At 64.6% G+C, this 25635-nt stretch carries 21 protein-coding genes and 4 pseudogenes; 8 read left to right on the forward strand and 17 right to left on the reverse strand.

What is annotated here, in order from left to right; all coding sequences use genetic code 11:
* Positions 1–741: 741 nt before the first annotated feature.
* The 7 genes and pseudogenes from AWB79_RS41155 to AWB79_RS00105 all read right to left on the reverse strand — a co-directional run bounded on the left by AWB79_RS41155 (position 742) and on the right by AWB79_RS00105 (position 5410).
* Entirely contained in the window at positions 742–1245 is a 504-nt protein-coding gene (locus tag AWB79_RS41155) for a YadA family autotransporter adhesin (RefSeq protein WP_445343920.1), read from the reverse strand.
* A gap of 35 nt (positions 1246–1280) precedes the next feature.
* A pseudogene (locus AWB79_RS41160) lies at positions 1281–1365 on the reverse strand (hypothetical protein); the annotation flags it as partial.
* A gap of 255 nt (positions 1366–1620) precedes the next feature.
* Positions 1621–2436: pseudogene (locus tag AWB79_RS41165) on the reverse strand (hypothetical protein); the annotation flags it as partial.
* A pseudogene (locus AWB79_RS41170) lies at positions 2369–2577 on the reverse strand (ATP-binding protein); the annotation flags it as partial. The pseudogenes AWB79_RS41170 and AWB79_RS41165, both read right to left, overlap by 68 nt.
* A gap of 586 nt (positions 2578–3163) precedes the next feature.
* A pseudogene (locus tag AWB79_RS40885) lies at positions 3164–3373 on the reverse strand (hypothetical protein); the annotation flags it as partial.
* A 73-nt stretch (positions 3374–3446) separates the two neighbouring features.
* Positions 3447–4748 carry a sensor histidine kinase gene (locus tag AWB79_RS00100; RefSeq protein WP_061165361.1) on the reverse strand — a complete coding sequence of 434 codons (1302 nt, stop codon included), beginning with the start codon at positions 4746–4748 and terminating at the stop codon, positions 3447–3449.
* Entirely contained in the window at positions 4748–5410 is a 663-nt protein-coding gene (locus AWB79_RS00105) for a response regulator (protein WP_061165362.1), read from the reverse strand. The genes AWB79_RS00100 and AWB79_RS00105 overlap by 1 nt, the downstream gene beginning before the upstream one ends.
* A 282-nt stretch (positions 5411–5692) precedes the next feature.
* Here AWB79_RS00105 and dacB point away from each other — a divergent pair, with 282 nt between their 5' ends.
* Together dacB and AWB79_RS00115 are read left to right on the forward strand one after the other, a co-directional pair.
* Entirely contained in the window at positions 5693–7303 is a 1611-nt protein-coding gene (dacB, locus tag AWB79_RS00110) for a D-alanyl-D-alanine carboxypeptidase/D-alanyl-D-alanine endopeptidase (RefSeq protein ID WP_061165363.1), read from the forward strand.
* Between the two features lie 228 nt (positions 7304–7531).
* Positions 7532–8638: an SGNH/GDSL hydrolase family protein gene (locus AWB79_RS00115; RefSeq protein ID WP_061165364.1), complete on the forward strand. Its 1107-nt coding sequence runs from the start codon at positions 7532–7534 to the stop codon at positions 8636–8638.
* Positions 8639–8714: 76 nt separating this feature from the next.
* Here the strand turns inward: AWB79_RS00115 and AWB79_RS00120 are convergent, their stop codons facing one another.
* The 9 genes from AWB79_RS00120 to AWB79_RS00160 all read right to left on the reverse strand — a co-directional run bounded on the left by AWB79_RS00120 (position 8715) and on the right by AWB79_RS00160 (position 18393).
* Positions 8715–9746: an L-threonylcarbamoyladenylate synthase gene (locus AWB79_RS00120; RefSeq protein WP_061165365.1), complete on the reverse strand. Its 1032-nt coding sequence runs from the start codon at positions 9744–9746 to the stop codon at positions 8715–8717.
* Between the two features lie 24 nt (positions 9747–9770).
* The gene (locus AWB79_RS00125; RefSeq protein ID WP_061165366.1) at positions 9771–10958 is read right to left on the reverse strand and encodes a 5-(carboxyamino)imidazole ribonucleotide synthase; all 1188 of its coding nucleotides are present in this window, start codon (positions 10956–10958) and stop codon (positions 9771–9773) included.
* 143 nt (positions 10959–11101) lie between these two features.
* Positions 11102–11623 carry a 5-(carboxyamino)imidazole ribonucleotide mutase gene (gene purE, locus AWB79_RS00130; RefSeq protein ID WP_061165890.1) on the reverse strand — a complete coding sequence of 174 codons (522 nt, stop codon included), beginning with the start codon at positions 11621–11623 and terminating at the stop codon, positions 11102–11104.
* A 57-nt stretch (positions 11624–11680) separates the two neighbouring features.
* Entirely contained in the window at positions 11681–12571 is an 891-nt protein-coding gene (locus tag AWB79_RS00135) for a phosphoribosylaminoimidazolesuccinocarboxamide synthase (protein WP_061165891.1), read from the reverse strand.
* Between the two features lie 137 nt (positions 12572–12708).
* Positions 12709–13773: a class II fructose-bisphosphate aldolase gene (gene fba / locus AWB79_RS00140; RefSeq protein ID WP_061165367.1), complete on the reverse strand. Its 1065-nt coding sequence runs from the start codon at positions 13771–13773 to the stop codon at positions 12709–12711.
* 169 nt (positions 13774–13942) lie between these two features.
* Entirely contained in the window at positions 13943–15379 is a 1437-nt protein-coding gene (gene pyk / locus AWB79_RS00145; protein WP_061165892.1) for a pyruvate kinase, read from the reverse strand.
* Positions 15380–15734: 355 nt separating this feature from the next.
* Complete coding sequence (locus AWB79_RS00150) at positions 15735–16931, reverse strand: phosphoglycerate kinase (protein ID WP_061165368.1); 1197 nt, start codon at positions 16929–16931, stop codon at positions 15735–15737.
* Between the two features lie 395 nt (positions 16932–17326).
* Positions 17327–17650, reverse strand: coding sequence for a branched-chain amino acid transport AzlD family protein (locus AWB79_RS00155; RefSeq protein ID WP_061165369.1), 324 nt, complete (start codon positions 17648–17650; stop codon positions 17327–17329).
* A complete protein-coding gene (locus AWB79_RS00160) occupies positions 17647–18393 on the reverse strand; it encodes an AzlC family ABC transporter permease (protein WP_061165370.1) in 747 nt (248 codons plus the stop codon). The genes AWB79_RS00155 and AWB79_RS00160 overlap by 4 nt, the downstream gene beginning before the upstream one ends.
* Before the next feature lie 336 nt (positions 18394–18729).
* Between AWB79_RS00160 and AWB79_RS00165 the strand changes: the two genes are divergently transcribed.
* From AWB79_RS00165 to AWB79_RS00190, 6 genes are all read left to right on the forward strand, one after another.
* Positions 18730–19650, forward strand: coding sequence for a branched-chain amino acid transaminase (locus tag AWB79_RS00165; protein ID WP_061165371.1), 921 nt, complete (start codon positions 18730–18732; stop codon positions 19648–19650).
* 65 nt (positions 19651–19715) lie between these two features.
* Positions 19716–19913, forward strand: a complete 198-nt coding sequence (locus AWB79_RS00170) for a zinc-finger domain-containing protein (protein ID WP_008351333.1) — start codon at positions 19716–19718, stop codon at positions 19911–19913.
* A 146-nt stretch (positions 19914–20059) separates the two neighbouring features.
* A complete protein-coding gene (waaF, locus tag AWB79_RS00175) occupies positions 20060–21133 on the forward strand; it encodes a lipopolysaccharide heptosyltransferase II (RefSeq protein WP_061165372.1) in 1074 nt (357 codons plus the stop codon).
* Between the two features lie 212 nt (positions 21134–21345).
* Positions 21346–21792: a nuclear transport factor 2 family protein gene (locus tag AWB79_RS00180; protein WP_061165373.1), complete on the forward strand. Its 447-nt coding sequence runs from the start codon at positions 21346–21348 to the stop codon at positions 21790–21792.
* A 41-nt stretch (positions 21793–21833) separates the two neighbouring features.
* Positions 21834–22907: a YheT family hydrolase gene (locus tag AWB79_RS00185; RefSeq protein WP_061165374.1), complete on the forward strand. Its 1074-nt coding sequence runs from the start codon at positions 21834–21836 to the stop codon at positions 22905–22907.
* A gap of 6 nt (positions 22908–22913) precedes the next feature.
* Complete coding sequence (locus AWB79_RS00190; protein ID WP_061165375.1) at positions 22914–23495, forward strand: DUF2946 family protein; 582 nt, start codon at positions 22914–22916, stop codon at positions 23493–23495.
* Position 23496: 1 nt separating this feature from the next.
* On the opposite strand, the gene AWB79_RS00195 is transcribed toward AWB79_RS00190, so the two are convergent.
* Positions 23497–25536: a M48 family metalloprotease gene (locus AWB79_RS00195; protein ID WP_061165376.1), complete on the reverse strand. Its 2040-nt coding sequence runs from the start codon at positions 25534–25536 to the stop codon at positions 23497–23499.
* Positions 25537–25635: the final 99 nt, after the last annotated feature.

Here is a 25635-nt window from a genome sequence, read left to right on the forward strand (position 1 = left end):
AACTGCTGAACTGCTGAACTGCTGAACTGCTGAACTGCTGAACTGCTGAACTGCTGAACTGCTGAACTGCTGAACTGCTGAACTGCTGAACTGCTGAACTGCTACTACGCGGTACTTTCTTACTTACTCAAACCATTGCTGCATTACTTGCAACTACTTCCCTTCAATTTATTTACTGCGGACTACAACTTCACACCATATACAACTTCGAATCACTGAACTACTGCACTGCGACTGCCTTTACAGCGTTTCTGCGACTACTGACACTTTCAACTCAATTACTTCGAACAACCACATCACAACACTTAAAACTTCGAATTACTGAAACGCCACTACTGCCCTACGACTAGCTTCACTACATTTGCTGCGCTTGCTGCTGGCTTCAACTTACTTACTACGATTAACTGCTTCACAAGATCTGCAACTTCGAGTTACTGAACTGCCATTGCTTTACTACGACGACTGCCTTCACTGCCTTACTGTGCTTACTGCGGCCTTCCACTTCTTTGCTACGCGCCACCACTTCACAACTTCAAACTAATGCTTGCTGCTTCCAACGACTCAACCTACGAGACAGATATTAACCATTAGGAATTCTCATTCGAAGCAGACGATTCCTAATCAGCGAGATTTCTTCGTGCCCCTCGTCGTATTAACAAAAAGGGCGGCCACCCTTGCGAATAGCCGCCCTGCCTGCTGCTCAACTACGTTGCGCGATGGGTCTCACTCGCGCGATACCGCTTAGAACTCGTAGCCCACCTGACCACGCACGCCCGTGTCGCCACTCGGCGTAACCGAAGCTGCCGCGTTGACGAGCCAATGGTTGTTCCGCGAACGATACGTGCCGCCGACGCCCACTGCGGTGTAGCCTTTGTAATTCGCAACACCCGCTGCGACCACCGTCTTGCCTGGTTGGCTCGGCGTGAGGTTCGGCATGGCCATCGCCGAAGCGACGCCCGCGAATGCACTGCGGGCAACCGCGTTGACGCTGCTCTGAACCGCGTTCAGCTGGTTCATGTTGACGGCGTCCGTGCCCTTCACACCCGGCGCGACGTTCGTCACGCGGCGCTCGTTGCCGACCGAGCCGATCGAAACCGTGTTGTCTTCGTCAGCAACCGAACCACTGCCGATGGCGACGGAGTTCTTGCCCGTCGCCTTCGAACCGTTGCCGATCGCGGAGGAATTGGCGCCCGAAGCGACAGCCGGCGTGTCGTTGTTCTGCGAGGCGAGCGAGGAAGAACCCATCGACGAGAAGTTCGCCACTTGCTGCGAAAGGCTCTCGACGTTCAGGTTCGTCTGATAAAGCTGCGAACCGTTGACCGCATCCGTGCTATCTGCCGTCAGTGCGCCTGCCGACACGCCCGTCACCGTGCGCGTGCCTTCCGTGCCAGTCATGTCGACGACCTTGCCGTCGTTGTCCTTCGCTACGGTGATATTGCGCGTCGATCCGTCCTGCTTGACGAGACCGATGTTTCCGCTGGCGAGCTGATTATTAATGTTCGTGATATCGGACGTGTTCTGCGCCACGTTTGTGTTCAGCGTTGCGATGTCCGACGTGTTCTTTGCGATGTCCGCGGTATTCTGCGCGACATTGGTGTTCAAGGTCGCGATGTCCGCGGTGTTCTTGCCGATGTCCGCAGTGTTTTTCTCGACTTTCTGATTCGTCTCATAGAGTTGAGAACCGTTGATGGCTTCGGTGCTCGTTGCAGAAATCTCGCCGTTGGTCACGCCGGAGATCTTGTGGCCGGTCATATCGAGATACTGATTCATCGAAATCTTGTCGGCTGCGTAGATTGCGACCTGACCACCACCCACGGCAATGACGTCTTGCCACGTGCTCGTATCGCCGGTGACAAACACGCCACCGCCCGCTTGATTGACCCCCGCCATATCACCGCAGGCCGATTCGTACGTGCCCAATGCTTTGTAGTACGTGCCGGAGTCTGCTGAGCAAGTCTGAACTGCACCATTGCCCGCGAATGCAGAAGCGGCGGAAACCATCGAGACCAGTGCTGCACCACCTAGCACTACTTTCTTCATCGTGGAAGCCGATGCGGAGCTAACTTTGGAAATCTGAGTTGAAACTTGAGAATTGCGCATTGAAATAAATGACCTAAGGACCGAATTTGCGAATTTAGCCCTTTGGCCAAATCCTCGACGACGGGTTAGTACCCAACGACGATTATGGAAGTAGCAAATTCTGTCGCAAATGAGACAACTCTCAACATATTGCTTTTTCGCAGCGATCTGGCGATATTGCTTGAAATGAACAGCGATTCGTTTCGAATTCGGTAACTTCCCGTCCAAGGGTAGACAATCCGGTCGGGACTCAACGCGTGCGCATGGAAATGTGTTCGAACGCGCGTTCTTATCGGAAAGCAACGAAGACGCGCAAACCGCCTGACTGCGATTGATCGAGCAACACCCCCGCCCCATGCTGATCCGCGATCCGCTTCACGATTACCAACCCGAGTCCACTCCCCAACACATCCGTCCTCGCGCGATTCGCCCCTTCGCACGCGCGAAAAACCGATCGAACACCCTTTCTCGTTCTTTTTGAGGAATGCCCGGTCCGGTAAGCAGCGCGCTGAGATCGACTTGCGTTTCGACGCGCTTGCCATCCGGCTTCGATCGCACCAGCAGCACATTCAACGCGCACACCGCCGGCTACATTTCCTGCGGGATCGAGCGCTTCGGGATGACGCGTGTCGAGCGCGCGTCGCCCGTTGACACGCGATTGCGGATCGGCAGCGGCTGCGCGATGTTGTCGCGCTGACGATCACGCTATACACGCGCCATTCGCCGCGTGGCGTCATTTCGGTGGGAAAGCCCAGTTCCGCATGCAGCGCGAGCGGCACGCGCGGATGGGAGTAGTACCTCACGCCGTTGCGATAACAAACAAAAGAAAGGGCGCCTGCCCTTCCGGACAGCGCCCTGCCACTCGCTCGATTGTGTCTGGCGACGGATCGCGCTCGCGCGATGCTGCTTAAAACTCCTAGCCGACCCGACCACGCACGCCCGTCTCGCTGTTCGTTGTTCGTTGTTCGTTGTTCGTTGTTCGTTGTTCGTTGTTCGTTGTTCGTTGTTCTGCGAACGATACATCCCGCCGACGCTCGCTGCGGTGTAGCCCTTATAGTTGGCGACACCCGCTGGGACCATCGGCTTACCTGGCTGGCTCGGCATGACCATCGGCGACGCGACGCCCGCGAATGCGCTGCTCTGAACCGCGTTCAACCGGTTCATGAAGGCGTCGGTGCACTTCACGACCGGCGACGGCGCCGACCGAAACCGTGTTGTCTTCGTCGGCGACCGAGCCACTGCCCAGCGCGACCGAATTCGCGCCGATGGCCTTCGAAACGTTACCCACCGCCGTCGAGTTTTTTCAAGACGCGACCGCCGGCGGGTCGCTGTTTTGGATTGCGGGCACGCCCAGTGCCGGACCGCTGTCAGAAGCCGACTATCACGCTCAACCCACCCGAACGTGCGCTTTCGAGCTCCACCTTCGCCCCATGCTGATCCGCAATCCGCTTCACGATTGCCAGACCCAGCCCGCTGCCGGCGATATCCGTCCTTGCGCGATTCACCCCCTCGCCCACGCGATAAAACCGGTCGAACACCCTTTCTCGTTCTTCTTGAGGAATGCCCGGTCCGGTATCGGAGATTTCGACGACTGGATGCCCGTCGTTCGCTTTCAGACACACATCCACGCGACCGCCTTTCGGCGTGTACTTCGTCGCGTTGTCGATGAGATTGTTGAACATCACGCGCAACGAATCGGGATCGCCTTCGACGCTTGCAGGCTCGCTCGCTTCGATGCCGAGATCGACGCCGCGCTCCTGCGCCACCAGCACATAGCCGCGTACGCACGAATCGAGCAGCGCGCTGAGATCGACTTGCGTCTCCACGCGCTTGCCATCCGGCTCCGATCGCGCGAGCGCAAGCAATTGTTCGGCAAGCCGCGTCGCGCGCGCGATGCCTTCGTGAAGATCGGCCAGCGCCTCGCTTCGCGACTCGTCATCGTGCGCGCGCGCGACGAGTTGCGCCTGAATCTGCACCGCCGCGAGCGGCGTGCGCAACTCGTGCGCGGCATCCGCAACGAACGCCTTCTGCGTATCGAGCGCGGCGGCAAGACGCGCCAGCAGCGCATTCAACGCGCGCACGACGGGCCGCACTTCCTGCGGCAGGCGTTGATCGGAAAGCGGATCGAGCGCTTCGGGATGACGCGTGTCGAGCGCGCGCGTCACACGTTGCAAGGGCGCGAGCCCGCGCCCGACGATCACCCAGATCGCAACCCCGAGCAGCGGCAGCAACAAAACGAGCGGCCACAGCGTGCGCCACGCGACGCCCGCCGCCACGCGATTACGAATCGACAGCGGCTGCGCGAGTTGCACGACGTTATCGCCGACGATCGCGCTATACACGCGCCATTCGCCGCGCGGCGTCATTTCTGTGGAGAAGCCGAGTTCGGCATGAGGAGCCAGCGGCACGCGCGGATGCGAGTAGTACATCAGCACGCCATTGCGATTCCAGATCTGGATCACGACGCCCTCGTCGCTTTCACTGCGCGATGAAAGCACCGATGAAAACGGTTCCGACGGCAACGCGGCCGCAATCTGCTGAAGCTGGTAATCGAAGAGTTCGTTGGCTTCGGCGAGCGCCTGCCGATAAATGAGCCATCCGGCAAAACCCACGCCGACGATCACGAGCGCGAGCAGCCAGATCAGCAATTGCCGGCGAATCGACCGCATCAGGCGTCCTTCGCGACCATGTAGCCGAGTCCGCGCACGTTGCGGATGAGATCGGCGCCGAGCTTCTTTCTAAGCGAATGGATATACACCTCGACGGTGTTGCTGCCGATCTCCTCGCCCCAGCCGTAGATCTTCTCTTCGAGCTGGCTTTTCGAGAGCACCGCGCCGGGCCGCGCCATCAGCGCTTCGAGCAGCGCGAACTCGCGCGCCGAGAGCGACACGGGATTGCCCGCGAGCGTCACCTGATGGCCCACCGGATCGAGCGTCAGTTCGCCGTGCCGCACGAGCGATTCCCCACGGCCCGCGTGACGGCGGATCAACGCACGCATGCGCGCGCCGAGTTCGTCGAGATCGAAGGGCTTGACGAGGTAATCGTCGGCGCCGGCGTCGAGCCCTTTCACGCGATCCGCGATCGCGTCGCGCGCCGTGACGATCAGCACCGGCAGCGCATTGGCGCGCGCGCGCAGCGTGCGCAGCACGTCGAGACCGTCGCGCTTGGGCAGGCCGAGATCGAGCAGCATCAGGTCGTAGGGCTCGCCCGCGACGGCGGTGAGCGCGGCCTCGCCGTCCTGCACCCAGTCGACAGCGAAGCCGTCCGCGCGCAGCGCCTTGCGCACGCCTTCGGCGATCATCCGGTCATCTTCGACAAGCAGGATTCGCATGGCACATGTGTGTTCGTGATTACCGCGGTTGACTGGAACGGCCGTCTGGCCGCGACCCATTGTATCCGCGCGTGTCCGCCACAGGCTTAAACGGGTCTTAACCGGGTCTTAACCGCTGGCATCTGCGGCTTTCGGCGAGCAATGGTGCATCCCATGACCGCGAATTTCCGTTTCGTACGATTTTCGCAAGCCAGCTTGTCTACAATAGCCGCTTCCCGCGCGCGCGATCCTGCCTGGCCGCGTGCCGCCGTCCGGAATCCAGTCCAAGAAAAACGCTCTTCCATGCCGCTCGCCTTTCGCTCCGTGTCCTGCCGCCTCTCGTCATTCGCGCTCGCCGCGGTCTTCGCCTGCGCAACGCTTGGCCACGCGCCCGATGCGCAAGCGCGCGGCGGCGGCAGCAAATCCGAATCGCAGGCGCAATCGCCCGAACGCGCGGCCATCGGCGGGGCGAAATGGAAAGCGAAGCGCGCCGCGAAAGCCGAGTCGAAGCGCGCGAAAGTCAGCGTGCCGGCAGGCCCGCTGCCCGCGTCGGTGATGACCGCGCTCGCGCACGCGCACGTGCCGCTTTCGTCGATGAGCGTCGTCGTGCAACGCGTCGGCGCGCCGCTGCCGCTCGTGGCCGTCAACGCGAACGAGCCGATGCTCCCCGCCTCGACGATGAAGCTCGTCACCACCTGGTCCGGGCTCTCGATGCTCGGCGCCGACTATCGCTGGAAGACGACCGCCTATGCCGACGGCGACGTCGACGCGCAAGGCGTCCTGCACGGCAATCTGTACATTCAGGGCACCGGCGATCCAAAACTCGTGCCGGAAGAACTGATCGATCTCGTCGAGCAGATCCGCAAGAACGGCATCACGGGCATCGACGGCGCGCTGGTGCTCGACAAACGCTACTTCGACGCCTCCACGCGCGACCTGCCCGCCTTCGACAGCGAAGACTCCGCGCCCTACAACGTCGGCCCCGATCCGCTGCTGTACGCGTTCAAGTCGCTGTCGTTCACGCTCACGCCGAGCGCGGACGGGCAAGTGGCGATCGACGTCCTGCCGCAGCTCGCGCAACTGCAGATCGACAATGAACTGCGCGTCACGCGCGGCGCGTGCGTCGGCTCGTTGCAGGCGGCGTCGCCGTCGGTGGCGCAGACGCAGGGCGGCTTCGTGCAGGCGTCGTTCGTCGGCGACTATCCGCTGCGCTGCGGCTCGCGCACCATCAACGTCGCCGCGCTCGATCATTCGACCTTCTTCGCGGGCGGCTTTCTCGCGCTGTGGAAGCAGGCGGGCGGCACCTTCCAGGGCGGCACGCGCGAGGGCGCGACGCCCGCGAGCGCGCGGCTCGTCGGCACGCATCGCAGCCCGGTGCTGTCGGATATCGTTCGCGACATCAACAAGTTCAGCAACAACGTGATGGCGCGCAACCTGTTCCTCACGATCGGCGCGGCGCAATCCAAGCCGCCCGCGACCACGGCGAAATCCGCGCAGGCCATTCAGGCCTTCCTCAAGCGCAGCGCCCTGCCCATGAACGGCCTCGTGCTCGACAACGGCTCGGGCCTTTCCCGCGACGAGCACATCAGCGCGACCTCGCTCGCCGATCTCCTGATCGCGGCGAACGCGAGCCCGGTGGCTCAGGTGTTCGTCGAGTCGCTGCCGATCGCGGGTGTCGACGGCACCATGCGCAACCGCCTGACCAGAGCGGGCGCGCTCGGCAACGCGCACATCAAGACCGGCACGCTGCGCGACGTGCGCGCGATCGCGGGCTATGTCGGCGCGGCGAACGGCGAGAGCTATGTCGTGGTGAGCTTCATCAACGATCCGCGCGCCGAAGCCGCGCGCGCCGCCCACGATGCGCTGCTCGAATGGGTCTACGAAGGCGCGCGCAAGCCCGGCATGGCGGACTGAACGGCATTTTCAGCACGATCGTTCGAGCTGACCGAATATTTCTTCTACGAATCGCATTCGGGAAGTCGCGCACGCCGTGTACGCTGTCGGGCACGGCGTTCGGCCGGATGTGTGCCACGCCGGCATGGCGTGCCGCCTCGCTAAGATGGAAGCCATGCGGCGTGAAGAGCGCGCTCGGTGTTACGCCGCAATCGAACTAGAAAACACGTAAGAACGGAGACGAGGTCCATGAAGAAGCAACGCTCGACGCGCGCCGCACTGGTGCGCTTTGCCCAAGTCGCGACGGCCAGCGCGGCCTTCGCCCTGCTGGCTGCCTGCGGCGGCGGTAGCGATGACAACAACTCGACGCCGCCGGGCGGAGTCAAGCTCCAGGTGGTCTCCTTCGGCGACAGTCTTTCCGATGTCGGCACGTATTCCCCTGTCGCGGCGGCGAACTTCGGCGGCGGTCGCTTCACGACGAATCCGGGCCAGGTCTGGGTGCAGGACGTCGCGCAGTATTACGGCGACACGCTGACGCCCGCGATGACCGGCGGCTTCGGCACGCCGCCGCAGACGCAATCGGGTCTCGGTTACGCGCAGGGCGGCGCGCTCGTGACGAATCCGATCGGCATCAATCACGTCTCGAACGATCCGGCGAATTACGCAGGCCCGCTGACGGTGCCGATCGTCCAGCAGGTGAAGAACTATCTCGCCGCGCACGGCAGCTTCAATTCGGGCCAGCTCGTGCTCGTCGGCGGCGGCGCGAACGACATTCTCTACAACCTGCAGGCGGTGCAGGCCGGAGCGCTCTCGCCGACCAATGCGGGCGTCGCGATCGCGACGGCGGCGGGCCAGCTCGCCGGCATCATCGGCACGATCCTGCAGAACGGCGCGACGCATGTGCTGGTGTCGAACGTGCCGGACATCAGCATGACGCCGCAGGGCATGATGAGCACGCCAGCCGTGCGCGCGCAGATGCAGCAGGTTTCGAAGCTGTTCAACGACACGCTCACCGGCGCGCTGACTCAGAGCGGGCTCATCTCGAAGGTGATCGTGCTGGATATCGCCACGCCGTTCGCCAACATCACGGCGAACTACGCGCAGTTCGGCTTCACGGTGTCGAACACGGGCACGGCGTGCAATCTGCAGGCGATGGCGGCGGCGGCGCAGAAGTTCGGCGAGCCGAATCCGCAGGCTTTCGCGACGTCGCTGTTCTGCTCGCCGGAGACGCTCACGGTCGCGGGTGCGGATCAGACGTACATGTTCGCGGATACGCTGCATCCGACGACGCATTTGCATGCGCTGTGGGCACAGGCGGCGGAGCAGACGATCGCCAAGTCGGGCTTGGGTAAGTAAAAGATTCGTTGGGTGAAAGAAAAACCGCCTGGCAGGAAACTGCCAGGCGGTTTTTTATTCAGGAGCTCAAGCGCGCTCACTCTTCCTGCTCGAACGCCGCCGCCGCCCTTCCCAGCCGATCGTTCACTGCGATCCACTCCAGCGTCTCCGGCAGCTTCTCGATAAGAATCCGCTCGACGTTCGCCCGATCCAGCGCGCGCAGCAGCCCATAGAGATCGCGCGCATAGCTCTGCGGATTCTCGGGCGCGGCGACGAAGTGAACGTGCGCCGCATGCGCCCACTCGCCCGCCGACGAAGCCCGCGCGACCAGCGCGATCTTCCCGCCGCCCGACTGGTCGAACGCCGCGATCAACGGCTCGATCAGCGCAAAAGGCAGCAACGCCAGCGGCGTTCTCGGCGCGTAGTGCGCCTTCAACGTGCCCGACGCGCGCGGCGCCGTCGCATCCGAGCCATCCGGCAAGCGCGGCGCTGCGCCGATCACGTCGGCGATCTGCTGCGGACTCACGTGCCCCGGCCGCAACAACGCCGGAAAGCCGCGCGACAAATCCAGAATCGTGGATTCGATCCCGACATCCGCCGCCCCGCCATCGAGCACATGCACGGCGCTGCCGAACTCGTCGCGGACATGCTGGGCGGTCGTCGGACTCACGTGCCCGAAGCGGTTCGCGGAAGGCCCCGCCACACCGCCCTGCTTGCCCGTCCCGAGTCGACGCGCATGAAACGCCGACAACAACTGCTGCGCCACCGGATGCGACGGCATCCGCACGCCAACCGAATCCTGCCCGCCGCTCACCGCCGCCGGAATGTGATCCGCGCGCTTGAGGATCAGCGTCAGCGGCCCAGGCCAGAACGCGTCGATAAGCTTTCGCGCATCGGCGGGCAGCTCACGGACCCAGTAACCCGGATCGGCTTCGGGCGCGAGATGCACGATCACCGGATGATTTGCCGGCCGCCCCTTCGCCGCGTAGATGCGCGCGATGGCATCGGGATTCTCGGCGTCGCCGCCCAGCCCGTAGACCGTTTCGGTCGGAAACGCGACGAGCTGGCCCGCGTCGAGCAAAGCCGCGGCTTCGTCGATCTGCGCGGCACTCGGATAGATGATGGTCATTGCTACTGCTTCTTTGAAACTCGATCAATCGAGCGAAATATGCAACATGCGCGCACAGTCGCGCGCCGCCGTGCGCGCTTCCTCGAGCGTCGCCGCCGTGAAGTTGATGTGGCCCATCTTGCGCCCGCGACGCGCCTCTTCCTTGCCATACAGATGCAGCCGGGCCGACGGCATCGCCGCGACTTCGGGCCACGCGGGCGGACGCGCCTTGCTGCCATCGAACCAGATATCGCCGAGCAGATTCAGCATCGCGGCCGGCGAATGCTGGCGCGGATCGCCGAGCGGCATGCCGGTCATCGCGCGTACTTGCTGCTCGAATTGACTGGTGGCGCAGGCATCGACCGTGTAGTGGCCGGAATTGTGCGGGCGCGGCGCCATCTCGTTGGCGATCAGCGAGCCGTCTTCCAGCACGAAGAACTCGACGCACAGCACGCCGACATAACCCAGCTTCGCCGCGATGGTCAGCGCCGCGTCCTGCGCCTGAGCGACGAGCACCGCCGACGCATCCGGCGCCGGCACGACCGTCTTCGCCAGAATGCCGTTCACGTGCACGTTCTGCGCGAGCGGGAACACGGCCGACTTGCCGTCGCAGCCGCGCGCGATCAGCACGGAAACTTCGTACTTGAGCGGCATGCGCTTTTCCAGCACGCACGCCACGCCCGACAGCGACGCGTACGCCGTGCGCACCTCCTGCACGTTGCGCACGCTGACCTGCCCCTTGCCGTCGTAGCCCATGCGCGCGGTCTTGAGAATGCCCGGCAGCACGGCGGCGATCTTCTCGTCGGGCAGCGCCGCGAGCGCCTCCGTCGATTCGATCACGACATGCGGCGCGACCGGCACGCCCGATTCCGCGATGAAGCGCTTCTCCGCGACGCGATCCTGCGCGATCGCCACGCATCCGGCGGCGGGACTCACGAACGTGCACGACGCGAGAAACTCGAGGCTCGCGGACGGCACGTTCTCGAATTCCGTCGATACCGCCGCGCACAGGCGGCCGAGCTCGGTCAATGCAGTTTTATCGTCGTAGGCGGCGCGGATGTGCTTGTCGGCGACGGCGCCGGCGGGGCTCGTCTCATCCGGATCGAGCACGGCGACGCGATAGCCCATCGACTGCGCGGCGAAGCAGAACATGCGGCCGAGCTGGCCGCCGCCGACCATGCCGAGCCAGGCGCCCGGCAGAATGGGAGAGATCGGGGATTTTTGTGGGTTCATCGTGGGTCCAGGTAGCGGACTATGGGCAAACGCGTGGGCAACCGACGCGGACCGGGGCAATTCCTGACAATCGCTGTGAGACGAAGTGGGAATACGAAGCGCGCGAGTGGGATCGCGTGCTTCGTATCCAAGGCTTCAAAGCTTCAAAGCGGCGGCAGGGCCATGTCGTGCGCCGCCTGGTTCTGCTTCACGCGGAAAGCCGCGAGCGCATCGGCGTATTTCGCGTCCGTCACGCTCAGGATCGACACCGCGAACAGCGCCGCGTTCGCCGCGCCCGCTTCGCCGATGGCGAACGTCGCGACCGGCACGCCCTTGGGCATCTGCACGATCGAATGCAGCGAATCCACGCCCTTCAGATACTTGCTCGCCACCGGCACGCCGAGCACCGGCACCGTGGTCTTCGCGGCCAGCATGCCCGGCAGATGCGCCGCGCCGCCCGCGCCCGCGATAATCGCCCGCAAGCCGCGCTCGCGCGCGCTTTCGGCGTAGGCGAACATCTCGTCCGGCATGCGATGCGCCGAGACGACCTTCGCCTCGTACGGCACGCCGAATTCCTGCAGCATCGCGACTGCGTTCTTCATCACTTCCCAGTCGGAGCTGGAACCCATCAACACGCCGACGAGCGGCGCTTCATGCGTATGCGCCGCGGTCTGTACTTCGCTCATTCCTGTTCCCTTGAATTGCGCGCGCCGCTTCGTCATGAGCGGCGCGTCTGTCGAACCTTAAGAAAGCGTCTTGCCCGTGAGACGTTGCAGCGCTTCCTGATATTTCTCCGAAGTCTTCGCGATCACGTCGTCCGGCAGCTTCGGCGCGGGCGGCTCCTTCTTCCACGGCTGCGTTTCGAGCCAGTCGCGCACGAACTGCTTGTCGAAGGACGGCGGATTGGTGCCGACCTGATAGCCGTCGGCGGGCCAGAAGCGCGACGAATCGGCGGTCAGCACTTCGTCCATCAGGTACAGGTCGCCCTTGTTGTCCAGACCGAACTCGAACTTCGTATCCGCGATGATGATGCCGCGCGTCGCCGCGAATTCGGCCGCCGCCTTGTACAGCTCGATGGAAATGCGCTTGATCGTCGCGGACAGCTCCGTGCCGATGCGGCGTTCCATCTCATCGTAGGTGATGTTTTCGTCGTGATGGCCCATTTCGGCCTTCGCGGCAGGCGTGAAGATCGGCTCGGGCAGCTTCTGCGCGTTCTGCAGGCCCGGCGGCAGTTCGACGCCGCACACGGAACCGGTCGCCTGATAGTCCTTCCAGCCGCTGCCGGCCAGATAACCACGCACCACGGCTTCCACCAGAATCGGCTCCAGGCGCTTCACCACGACCGCGCGGTCCCTGACCTGCTCGACTTCGTCGGGAGCGACGACCGTCGCCGGATCGATGCCCGTGTTGTGATTCGGCACGATATGGCCGAGCTTCTCGAACCAGAAGTCGGCCATCGTGTTCAGCACGCGGCCCTTGTTCGGAATCGGCTCGCCCATGACGACATCGAATGCGGATAGGCGGTCGGTCGTGACGATCAGGAGCTTGTCCTGACCGACTGCGTAGTTGTCGCGGACCTTGCCGCGGCCGAGCAGCGGCAGCGATTTGATCGTGGATTCGTATAGCGTGGACATCGTCATGTACCGAAGAAGGACTGAAATGATGAGCCCCGCGCCTCGAAACTCGGGCGCGGGGAAAGAAACGCGAAACGGGCTCCGAACCCGGAACCCGTTGATTTTACTTTACAAAACCGGCCAGTTTCAGATCACGCTTATTTCACGATCTGCGACAGCTCCCCGGACTTGTACTTTCCCGCGATCTTGTCGAGCGAAACCGGCTTGATCTTGCCTGCCATGCCCTCGCAGCCGAACTGCATGTAACGCTGACGGCAAATCTCCTTCGCGGCTTCCCGCGCGGGCTTCAGGTAGTCGCGCGGATCGAATTTCGACGGATTTTCGAACAGATAGCGGCGGATCGCGCCGGTGATCGCGAGGCGCAGATCGGTATCGATGTTCACCTTGCGCACGCCGTGCTTGATGCCTTCCTGAATCTCCTCGACCGGCACGCCGTAGGTTTCCTTCATGTCGCCGCCGAACTCGCGGATTTCAGCCAGCAGCTCCTGCGGCACCGACGACGAACCGTGCATCACGAGGTGCGTGTTCGGAATGCGCTGGTGGATTTCCTTGATGCGGTCGATGGCGAGAATGTCGCCCGTCGGCTTCTTGGAGAACTTGTACGCGCCATGCGACGTGCCGATGGCGATCGCCAGCGCATCGCATTGCGTCTGCTTGACGAAGTCGGCCGCCTGCTCGACGTCGGTGAGCAGTTGCTCGCGCGTCATCGTGCCTTCGGCGCCGTGGCCGTCTTCCTTGTCGCCCTTCATGGTTTCGAGCGAGCCGAGCACGCCCAGCTCCGCTTCAACCGTGACGCCGATCGCGTGCGAGAACTCGACCACTTTCTTCGACACTTCGACGTTGTACTCGTAGGACGCGACCGTCTTGCCGTCGGCTTCGAGCGAGCCGTCCATCATCACGCTGGTGAAGCCCGAGCGGATCGCGGCCATGCACACCGCCGGCGACTGGCCATGATCCTGATGCATCACGACGGGAATATGCGGATACGACTCGACCGCCGCTTCGATCAGATGACGCAGGAACGCTTCGCCCGCGTACTTACGGGCGCCCGCCGACGCCTGCATGATGACGGGCGCGTTCACTTCGTGCGCCGCCTGCATGATCGCCTGCACTTGTTCCAGATTGTTGACGTTGAATGCCGGGAGGCCGTAGCCGTGTTCAGCCGCGTGATCCAGCAATTGACGCATTGATACGAGAGGCATTGTGGTGAGACTCCATGATGTGAAACGAATTCTTCAGCGCGCTCGATTCCGCTCTCGGGCGGTTTTCGGCTGTTTCGTCGCCATGACTGACGCGGGCAGGCGCTCGCCTGCCCGCATGTCCAGCGCGCTTTCGCGCTCACCGTGATGAGCGCGTCCTTCTGTTCAATGCCTAGAAGTGATCGCCCACGCGCACGATCTTCAGCGTGTTGGTGCCGCCCGCCTGACCCATCGGCTCGCCGACGGTGAGCACGACCATGTCGCCGCGCGCCGCATAGCCCTTCGACACGACCACTTCGAGCGCCTGATTCAGCGCGGCGTCGCGGTCCATGTTGGTGTCGACGTGCAGCGGCGTGACGTTGCGGTACAGCGACATCGTGCGCTCGCTGGACACACGCGGCGTCAGCGCGAAGATCGGCACGTGGGACCAGTGACGCGACATCCACAGCGCGGTCGAGCCGGATTCCGTCAATGCGACCACAGCCTTCGCGCCGAGGTGATACGCGGTGAACAGCGCGCCCATCGCGATGGACTGGTCGATGCGCGTGAACGTGCGGTCGAGGAAATCGCGATCGAGTTGCGACTCTTCCGACTTCTCCGCCTCGATACAGACCGCGGCCATCGTCTCGATGGTCGTGACCGGATACTTGCCCGCCGCGGTTTCGGCGGACAGCATCACGGCGTCGGTGCCGTCGAGCACGGCGTTCGCCACGTCGGAGACTTCGGCGCGCGTCGGAACCGGCGCGTGGATCATCGATTCCATCATCTGCGTGGCGGTGATCACGAGCTTGTTCGACTCGCGCGCCATGCGGATCATGCGCTTCTGCAGCGCGGGCACCGCCGCGTTGCCGACTTCCACCGCGAGATCGCCGCGCGCGACCATGATGCCGTCGGATGCGTCGAGAATGCCTTGCAGCGCCGGAATGGCTTCGGCGCGCTCGATCTTCGCGATCATCTTCGGCTTGATGCCGTACGGCGCGCCCGCGATATTCGCGAGCTGGCGCGCCATTTCCATGTCGGTCGCGTTCTTCGGGAACGACACCGCGACGAAGTCCGCGCCGAGCGACATTGCCGTCTTGATGTCCTCCATGTCCTTCTCGGTCAGCGCGGGCGCGGTGAGGCCGCCGCCCTGGCGATTGATGCCCTTGTTATTGGACAGCTCGCCGCCGACCTTCACGACCGTATGAATTTCCTCGCCAATCACGCGCGTGACGTCGAGCACGATCAGGCCGTCGTTGAGCAGCAGCACGTCGCCGGCGCGCAGGTCGCGCGGCAGGTCCCTGTAGTCGAGGCCGACGCGATCGTTGTTGCCGAGCGTGCAGTTGGCGTCGAGGATGAAGGTGTTGCCCGCGACGAGCATCGTCTTGTTGTTCTCGAACTTGCCGACGCGGATCTTCGGACCTTGCAGGTCAGCCATGATCGCGACTTCGCGGCCCACCTGACGCGCCGCTTCGCGCACGATTTCGGCGCGCTGACGGTGGTCGTCGGCCGTGCCGTGCGAGAAGTTGAAGCGAACGACGTCGAGTCCCGCCTGGAGCATTTGCAGCAGGATGTCCGGGCTCGTGGAAGCCGGGCCGATGGTGGCAACAATCTTTGTAGCGCGATGCATGGAATTCCTCGTCTCAGTAGGATCGCCCGTAACTACGCTGCGAGCACGTTGCGCTTGCGGTGAGGTATTGCTCACCGGTTGCGCGCGCGCGCCGGTTCGTGCCGGCGTCGCTTTGTCGATTTCTTTCAGGGCATGGGCGGGCACGCCGCCGATGATGACCGGAGGCGTGGACGGCACCGCCGCTTCGCCTTCGGATGATGCTGGTTCCGCTTGTGCCGCTTCCGCGATGACCCGGGCCGCTTCCGCTGCCGCGTCCGACTGGTCACCGTTTTCGATCACATCCGTTTGCGCGCCGCCGGCATCTTGCGCGCCTTTCTTTCCTGCTTTCGCCGGATTTCCGCGGGCCGCCAAGGCCTCAGATCCCGGCGCGGGATTCGAGCACTTCGACCGCCGGCAGCTTCTTGCCTTCCAGGAATTCCAGGAACGCGCCGCCGCCCGTCGAGATGTAGCTCACCTTGTCCGCGATGTCGTACTTCGCGATGGCCGCGAGCGTGTCGCCGCCGCCCGCGATCGAGAACGCCGACGAGTTCGCGATGGCATGCGCCAGCGTCTTCGTGCCGTTGCCGAACTGGTCGAACTCGAACACGCCGACCGGTCCGTTCCAGACGATCGTGCCGGCCGTCTCCAGTTGCGCGGCGAGCGCCTTGGCCGTGTCCGGGCCGATGTCGAGAATCATGTCGTCGTCGGCGACATCGGCGACGGGCTTGGTTTCGGCCTTCGCGGTCGGCGCGAATTCCTTCGCGGTGACGACATCGCTCGGAATCGGCACCGACGCGCCGCGCGTGCGCGCCTGGTCGATGATTTCCTTCGCCTCGCCGACGAGATCGGCTTCGGCCAGCGACTTGCCGATCTTGAGGCCCGACGCGAGCATGAACGTGTTCGCAATGCCGCCCCCGACGATCAGCTGATCGACCTTCTCGGCCAGCGACTTCAGAATGGTCAGCTTGGTCGACACCTTCGAGCCCGCGACGATCGCGACCAGCGGACGCTTCGGGTTGCCGAGCGCCTTGCCGAGCGCGTCGAGTTCGGCGGCGAGCAGCGGGCCGGCGCACGCCACCGGCGCGTATTTCGCGATGCCGTGCGTGGTGGCTTCGGCGCGATGCGCGGTGCCGAACGCGTCGTTCACGTAGACGTCGCAGAGCTTCGCCATTTTCTGCGCGAGGCCGTCGTCGTTCTTCTTCTCGCCCTTGTTGCAGCGGCAGTTTTCCAGCAGCACGACATTGCCCGGCTGAACCTGCACGCCGTCGACCCAGTCGGCGACCAGCGGCACGTCGCGGCCGAGCAGCTCGGACAGGCGCTTGGCGACCGGCGCGAGCGAGTCTTCCGGCTTGAACTGGCCTTCGGTCGGACGGCCGAGGTGCGAGGTGACCATCACGGCGGCGCCCGCGTCGAGCGCGGCCTTGATCGCCGGGACCGAAGCACGCACACGCGTGTCTTCCGTGATGTTGCCGTTATCGTCTTGTGGCACGTTGAGATCCGCGCGGATGAACACACGCTTGCCGGAGACTTTGCCTTCGGCGATCAGATCGGTGAAACGCAGTACTTTCGTCATGGGAGTCAACGTAGATAAAGAAGCGGTTCGGGCGGGAATGACCAGTGGGGACCGGCCGTTCGGGGAGAGGCCGCGCGCGGTTCGCCGGGCAGGGCGAGGCGCACGCGGATCAGGCTGGAGGCGAAGGCCGCGCGTGAAAACCGAACGCGCGTGCCGAAAGCGGGAGAAAGGGATCGGACAGATGAATCCGGCGCGTGCCGCGAGGCGTTGCGCGCAGGCGCGGCGAAGCAGCCGGGAGCGGCGAGTTGGAGAACTTGGACAACCCCAGCGCGGTGACTGCCGGACACACTTTCGACCTCGCTCACTCGGGAAAGACCCTCATTTTAACCGATCAGCGGGGCCGCTTTTAGCGTGGAATCGTTGATGACGCGTATTTGGCACGTCACGTGTGGCATTCACGCCGCGAGCCGCAGCACCGTGAACACCAGCATGCCGACGGCGATCGTGCCCATCATGCCGCGCCGGCGCAGGTAATAGGCGAGCCCGGCCACGGAGGCCCACAGGGCATGATTCGACAGCGCCAGCGAAAGGCCCGCGGGCGTCTCCAGCAGATCGGGAACGACGACGCCCGCGAGCGCCGCCGCCGGCGCGTAGCGCAACACGCGCTGCACGCGCGGCGGCAGAACCATGCGCTCGCCGCCAATCAGAAACAGCGCGCGTGTCAGCGCCGTGACGAGACCCATGCCGATGATCGCGAGCCAGACTTGCAGTGCGCTCATCGGCGAATCCTCGTGGCGTTCGATTCGGGTTTGCCGCCGGCGCGCTCGGCGACCAGATCCGCGAGGGTCCCCGCAACGAGCGCCGCGAACACCGCGAGCGGCAGGCCGAAGCGATACGGCAGGTCGAACGCCAGCAGCGCCACGACGCTGGCGACGGCGACCGCCGCGAGCGTCGAGCGGGTCGCGATCGCAGAGACGATGAGCGGGATCAGCGCGAGCGTGCCGGCGAGTTCGAGCCCCCAGTTATCAGGAATCAGGCTGGCGAGCAGAATGCCGATGATCGACGACGACTGCCACGAGAGCCAGCTCGTCACGGCGAGCCCCCAGAAGAATGCTTCCTTGCCGGGCTGCCAGCCAACCGGCAAATTCTGTTTCGAGAACATCAGATAGATGATGTCGCCGTTGAAGTAGCCGAGCAGCAGGCGGCGCCTGAGCGACAGATAGGCGAAATGCGGCGTGAGCCCCGCGCTGAAGATGACGAAGCGCAGGTTGACCATCGCGGCGGTAAGCAGGATGGTCCAGAGCGGCAGTTTCGCGGCGAACAGCGGCAGGACCGCAAGCTGCGACGAGCCCGCGTACGCCAGCAGCGACATGCCGAGCGCCTGCGGCACCGTGAGCACGGACTTGGTCATCGCGACGCCGGTCACGAGGCCCCACGAGAAGGTGGCCAGGACGGCGGGTGAAAAAGTGCGCACACCCTCGAAAAAAGCGCGGCGATTCGTGTCGGACAGCCGGTGGAGCATGGGCGGGTGCGAGGCCGGGATGACGATTCGGGCGAAGCGCAGGGGCGCGGCCTGAGCCGATCATGCGGCGAACGGTGAGAACGTGAATGAACGTGAACGGCGGGCTTCACCGTTTCGGTGCGGGGCGAAGGGCAAATTATAGCGTCGTGAAAGGGGCTGTAAGATCGGTTTCGTCGCGAAAAGACGCTAAAATGACGGACTTTCGCCGCCTTTGCGCCCTCCCCGCGCGCCTTCCTCACGGAATTTCGCGCAGGAAAGCCCACCGGGCGCCGCCGCCCCTTCAGAACGCGGGCGGCCTGCCGAAACCCATTTGAACGAGACAGCTAGGAGAAGCGTATGTCAATGGCCGACCGCGACGGCAAGATCTGGATGGATGGCAAGCTGATCGATTGGCGTGACGCCAAGATCCACGTGCTGACCCACACGTTGCACTACGGCATGGGCGTATTCGAAGGCGTGCGCGCGTACAAGACCGCGCAGGGCACGGCCATCTTCCGCCTGAAAGAGCACACGAAGCGCCTCCTGAACTCGGCGAAGATCTTCCAGATGGAAGTCCCCTTCGACGCCGCCACGCTCGAAGCCGCACAACTGGAAGTCGTCAAGGCGAACGAGCTCGAATCCTGCTACATCCGCCCGATCATCTGGGTTGGCTCGGAAAAGCTCGGCGTGTCGGCCAAGGGCAACACCATTCACGTGGCCATCGCGGCGTGGCCATGGGGCGCTTATCTCGGTGAAGACGGGCTCGCGAAGGGCATCCGCGTGAAGACGTCGTCGTTTACGCGCCATCACGTGAACGTGTCGATGGTCCGCGCGAAGGCGTCGGGCTGGTACGTGAACTCCATTCTGGCGAATCAGGAAGCGGTCGCGGACGGCTACGACGAAGCCCTGCTGCTCGACGTCGACGGCTACGTCTCCGAAGGCTCGGGCGAAAACTTCTTCCTCGTCAACAACGGCAAGATCTACACGCCGGACCTGGCGTCGTGCCTCGACGGCATCACGCGCGACACGGTCATCACGCTGGCGCGCGACTTCGGCATTCCGGTGATCGAAAAACGCATTACCCGCGACGAGGTCTACACCTGCGACGAAGCGTTCTTCACCGGCACCGCCGCCGAAGTCACGCCGATTCGCGAACTCGACAACCGCACGATCGGCGAAGGCAAGCGCGGCCCGATCACGGAAAAGCTGCAGAGCGCGTTCTTCGACGTGGTCGGCGGCAAGAACGAAAAGTACGCGAGCTGGCTCGCGAAGGTCTGATCTACCGCATGCAACGCGGCGAGCCAAACGCTCGCCGCCCGCTGGACATCTGATAAGAGATAGCAATGAGCGACTTGAAGGAAATGCCGCTGGTGGAACTCTCGGCGAAGGATCTGCCCGCTTTCTGCCCGAACCCGAAAATGCAGCGCTGGAGCACGCATCCGCGCGTGTTCATCGACGTGACCCACGGCGAAGCGCGCTGCCCGTACTGCGGCACGCGCTACAAGCTGAAAGACGGCGAAGTGCTCAAGGGCGGTCACTGAGAGCCGCGCCGGGCGCCCTGCCGGTAATCGGCGGGCGCCCGTCATCGAGTGGGCGAGGCCCCCTGCTCGCAATACGAAACCACAACAATCGACGACTCGTCCCAAGACGGCGGGCCGCGTTCATTTTTGAAATCGGATAACGACAGATGCGCCGCGCGCTGGTAATAGCACCGAACTGGATCGGTGACGCATTGATGGCGCAGCCGCTCTTCACGCTCTTGCGCAAGCTGCATCCGCGCATCGCAATCGATGCCGTCGCGCCCACCTGGGTCGCGCCCGTGCTCGAGCGCATGCCCGAGATCCGCGACGTCTACGCAACCGACCTCGCCCACGGCAAGCTGCAATTGCTGCGCCGCTGGCAACTCGCGAGCGATCTGCGCGATGTGGGCTACGACGCCGCCTACGTGCTGCCCAACTCCGTCAAATCCGCGCTGATTCCGTGGATGGCGGGCATCAACCTGCGCATCGGCTACAAGGGCGAGAGCCGCTACGGCCTGCTCAACGTGCGCCACGCGAATCCGCCCAAGACCGAGCGTCCGCCGATGACCGCGCACTACGCGGCGCTGGCCTACGCGCCGGGCGCGAAGCTGCCGTTCGTCGATAAATTCGCCCAGCCGGAAGCCGCCGCGCAGCCCGACGTGCAGACGCTGCCCGTGCCGCGCCTCGAAGCCGATCCGAACGAAGCCGCGCGCGTATCGACGCGCTTCAATCTCGACACCCGCGCGCCGCTCGTCGTGTTCTGTCCCGGCGCGGAGTACGGTCCGGCCAAGCGCTGGCCGCCGGAGCATTTCGCGTCGCTGGCGCAGTTCATCGCGCAGTCGTTTCCGTATGCGCGGATCATCGCGCTCGGCTCGAAGAAAGATGCGCCGATCGCGCAGGCTATCGCGGACCGCGCGCCGATGGTGCGCAACCTGTGCGGCCAGACCTCGCTCGGCGAGGCGTGCGCGCTGATTTCCCGGGCGAGCGCGGTCGTCACCAACGATTCCGGCCTGATGCACGTCGCGGCGGCATCGCGCCGGCCGCTGGTGGCGGTCTACGGCTCGACCGATCCGCGCCACACGCCGCCCTTGTCCGATCTCGCAAAGGTACAATGGCTGCATCTTGAATGCAGTCCGTGCTTTGCCCGCGAGTGTCCGCTCGGCCATCTGAACTGCCTGCGCGAACTCTCGGCCGAACAGGTCTTCGGCGACTTGCGCGGCATGCTGCTCGCGCATCGCTGATGTGGCGGGCGCGCATCGAAAGCGCGCGCCTTTCACGCGTTTCGCACCGCCGGTTCGGGCGGTTACAAGCCGTGTGTGCGGGCGCGGACACGCGAATGTCTCCGAACGGAGGCATGCTTTGACCAATGACCGATGCAGCGCGCCGATCCGTTGCCCCGCCGCCGAGCAGGGCCGGCGCGGCGCCCGCACCGAATGCCAGAGACCCACGAGCCATGCCACGTTTCGCCCGCCTCTTCGAAGCCGCCGCCGACACTCTCAACGCTTACTATCAGGCCGTGGCGGACAACAGCATCGACAGTGTGATGTCGCTGTGGATCGACGAGGAGTTCGCCACCTGCATCCGTGCGGACGGCACGCATCTGCACGGACTGGAGAGCATCCGCGCCGGTCTCGTCAAGCAGTTCGAAACGCAGCCGGTGACCATCGAACCGCTCGATATCCGCGTGTACGACAGTCTCGGCACCGTCGTGTATGCGATCGCGGAGGCGCATCAGCCGGCTGAGCCTGCGAGCACGCCGCGCATGATCTTCACGACCTACGTGATGGTCCACGAGCGCGGCGAGTGGCGCATCGCGCATATCCACGCGAGCGAAATGCCGCTGGAAACGGCGGGCCAGTTCGCGGCGAAGCTGCGTCATGGTCAGGGACCGTTGCACTGAAGATTCGAAGCGCTGAAGAAGACGTTCGTCGGGGAGGTGCCATGAAGCGCGATCCGTTGTTGAAGCACGATTCGTCATTCGTGGATAAAGCGCCCGCCGTGGCACTGAGCGAAGCCGCGCGCGTGCTCGCGCCGGCCGCCTCCGAATGGCTCTACAACGCGCCGCGCTGGCTGCCGACGAGCCATGCGCAGACCATCGTCCCCGCCTTGTTCGGCCGCAAACCCGCCGTGCAGTATCGCCGCGAGCGCTGGAACACGCCGGACGACGATTTCATCGATCTCGATTTCATCACGCACGACGCCGGCGAGGAACCCGCCGCGAACGCCCCGCTCTTCGTGCTGTTCCACGGCCTCGAAGGCAACTCCGATTCGCACTACGCCCGCACGATGATGGCCGCCGCCCGCGCGCGCGGCTGGCACGGCGTCGTGCCGCATTTCCGCAGTTGCAGCGGGCCGCTCAATCTGCTGCCGCGCTTCTATCACCTGGCCGACAGCGCCGAAGTCGACTGGATCCTGCGGCGGCTCGCGCAGACGCATCCCGGGCCGGTCGTCGCGGCGGGCGTGTCGCTCGGCGGCAATGTGCTGCTGCACTGGCTGTGCGAGCGCGGCACGGATGCTTTGATCATCAGCGCGGCCGCGGCCGTTTCCGCGCCGCTCGACGTGCACGCGGGCGGCATGGCGATCTCGCAGGGCTTCGGCATGGTGTACACGCGCAGCTTTCTGAAATCGCTCAAGAAGAAGGCGCTCGCGAAGCTCGGCCAGTATCCTGGCCTCTACGACCGCGACGCCGTGCTCGCGGCCCGCACGCTGTACGAATTCGATAACGTCGTCACCGCGCCCTTGCACGGTTTCCGCGACACCAACCACTACTGGTCGACGGCGACAACCCGCGCGCATCTGAAACACATCGAAGTGCCCGCGCTGCTGCTGAACGCGCGCAACGATCCGTTTTTGCCGGAGTTCGCGCTGCCGTCTGCGGCGGAAGTGTCGGAGCGCGTCACGCTCGACCAGCCGAACCACGGCGGACACGTCGGCTTCATGACGGGGCCGTTTCCGGGGCGCATCGACTGGCTGTCGCTGCGCGTGTTTGGCTATCTGGAGAACTTTGTTTCCTGAACGATCATGGATGAAATCGTCAAGCAGGCGCTCGCCAAGTGGCCCAACGTTCCGCATTGCACCGGCTGGCTGCTGCTCGACCGGCGCGGCCAGTGGCGCATGCGCGACGACGCCGCGCAGGCCGCGGGCGAGCTCGGCACGCCGATCCGGCATGAAGCGCTGCTGGGCTTCATCAACCGCAATTACGAAAGCGATGCCGACGGCCAGTGGTTCTTCCAGAACGGCCCGCAGCGCGTCTATGTCGAGCTGGTCTACACGCCGTCGATCGTGCGCCTGCAGGCGGTGGACGGCGGCTTGCGCCTGAACGATCAGGCGGGCGCGGCGTTCGAGCCCGCGCAGGCGTGGATCGACGACGAAGGCGGCATCCTCTTCTCCGCTGATGCGTCGCCCGCGCGCGTGGCTGCGTTGCACGACCACGATCTCGAAGTATTCGCCGATCACGCCTCGCTCGACGATGCCGGCCATGGCGGCGTCTTCCACTGGCGTGATGGCGTCGACCTCGCCGTTCAGCCGATCGCGCGCGCGGAGGTCGGGAAACGCTTCGGCTTCGTCGCGAGCCCGGCGGCGCGCGCTGCATCGAAAGGCTGACTCAGCCGTTCTTCTCCAGATCGCGCTCTTCCTTGTAGCGCGTCTCGAAATCGCGCAGACGCGCGGAAATCGCCGACAGATCATAGAAGCCGACGTTTTTCACGTCGCGTGCTTCCTTCAGCTGGCGGATCGCGGACGGCCACGCGCCGTCGAGCGCGAATTTCTCGGCCATCGCCTGATGCTGCTGTAGCGGATCGTTGAGCCCCACGCTCGCCTGGGCGAGGTAGAGCCACCAGTCAGGGCGGGTCGGCTCGGCGCGCGTTTCCTGGCGCGCGAGCGCTTGCGCCTGCGCAAAGCGATGCGCCGACAGCAGCGCCTGCAGATGCACGTCGATGGCCGCGTGCGACTCCGGCCAGCGCTTCTGCGCAATGTCGGCCAGGCGAATCGCGTCGTCGTTGCGGCCGGCGCGGCGCGCGATATCGGCGGCGAGCACGTCGAGGCTCGGCGTGCTGCGCGGCGGCGCTTGAACCGGCTGCGCGGGCGTCGCGGGTGCTTTCTTCGGCTGCGGCATGCGGCTGCCGTAGACATGGACCGGCGGCAGCGCGATATCGCTGCTCGGGCGCGCCGCCGCCTCGGACGCCGGTTGCGCGGTTTGGCCGAGATCGAGCGTGGCGCGCGCATGGTTGAGCGGCGTGACGGTCATCGATGCATCGAGATTGCGCAGAGACGGCTCCGTGTTCTTGCGCGCCGGCGCGGACGGTGCGGTCGGCGGCGCGCTCGCCTTTTCCGTCTCCTTCTCCTTCGCCACCCGCGCGCGTTCCTCCTGCTGAACCTGCGCCGACGCCGCCGCCGCGTTGGCCTCCCCGCCCTCGAAGAGCTTGCGCGCGCGGGCGAGCGCGTCGCTGGCGGCGTCATAGTTGCCCATCAGCGATTGCGCGAGCGCGATCCCATACCAATTCGAGGCGGGATTGAGCGCCGTCTGGTCCTCGATCTCGGATTTCAGCCGGCTCGCGACCTCGCGATAGTCGCTCGCGTAGTTCACCTGCAACACGCGCGCGCGGGCGCGCACGAACGCGTATTCCGTCGACTGATGCGGCTGCCGGTAAGGCACCCGGCGCGCTCGGCCTTCCATGTCGGCGATGCGGTCGGTCGTGAGCGGGTGCGTGCGCACGTAAGGCGGCACGCCGTTATCGGCCATGGTCGAACGGTCGAGGCGCTCGAAAAACGCGGGCATCGCGTACGGATCGTAGCCGGCTGCGGCGAGCATCTGGAAGCCGACACGGTCGGCTTCGTGCTCGGCCGCGCGCGAGAAGCGCAGTTGATTGTCGACGGCGAACGCCTGTCCGCCCATTGCGATGCCCATGCCGAGATCGCCGCTATGCGCGAGCAGCCCCGCGAGCAGGCCGGCGAGCATCCCGGCGAGCGCCGCATAGCTGCTCTTTTCGCGCGTGCCGAGCATGCGCGCGATATGCCGTTGCAGCACGTGCCCCATTTCGTGGCCGATGACCGACGCCAGTTCCGATTCGGTTTGCGTCGCCGCAATGAGCCCGGTATTGACGCCGATGAAGCCGCCCGGCATGGAGAACGCGTTGATCTGAGAATCGCGCACAGCGAAGAGATCGAAATCCGGCCGGTAGCCGCCGAGATATTGAGTCGCCGCCGCGGCGGAGAGCTTCGACGAGATCGAATCGAGGTAATCGCGCAGCAGCCAGTCGTCGAGATAATCGGGATCGGCTCGCACTTCACGCATCATTTTCTCGCCGACGCGGCGCTCGGCCTGTGGCGTGAGCGCGCCGCCGGAGCCGTCGCCGAGATCGGGCAATTGCACCGACGACAACGGCGCGCGCAGGCCGGACATGGTGCCCGGGCGGTTGGCGAAGCGGCTCTCCGCGCCGCCATAGACGCCGAACACGCCCTCCGCGACGTTGGCGGGCAGGTCGCCGCCGCTGGCGTTTTCCTGCGATGCGCGCAGTTGCGCGGCGGCGAGCGTGCCGGTCGCGCCGGCGCCGGGCGCGCTCGATTGCGCCAGCGCCGCGGGCGGCATGGCGAGGACAGTGCACAACAGGGAAACGAGCACGCGGCTCGGACGTGTCGGAAGCATTGCGCGGAAACCGTCGAGGCGCCGATGATCGGCTCGAAGATTAAAACGAGCTTATCGTATCAAGTGCCGCGCGTGGAACGGTGCGCGCTGGCCGTGCGC

The sequence above is a fragment of the Caballeronia hypogeia genome (assembly GCF_001544875.2).
GTDB lineage: Bacteria > Pseudomonadota > Gammaproteobacteria > Burkholderiales > Burkholderiaceae > Caballeronia > Caballeronia hypogeia.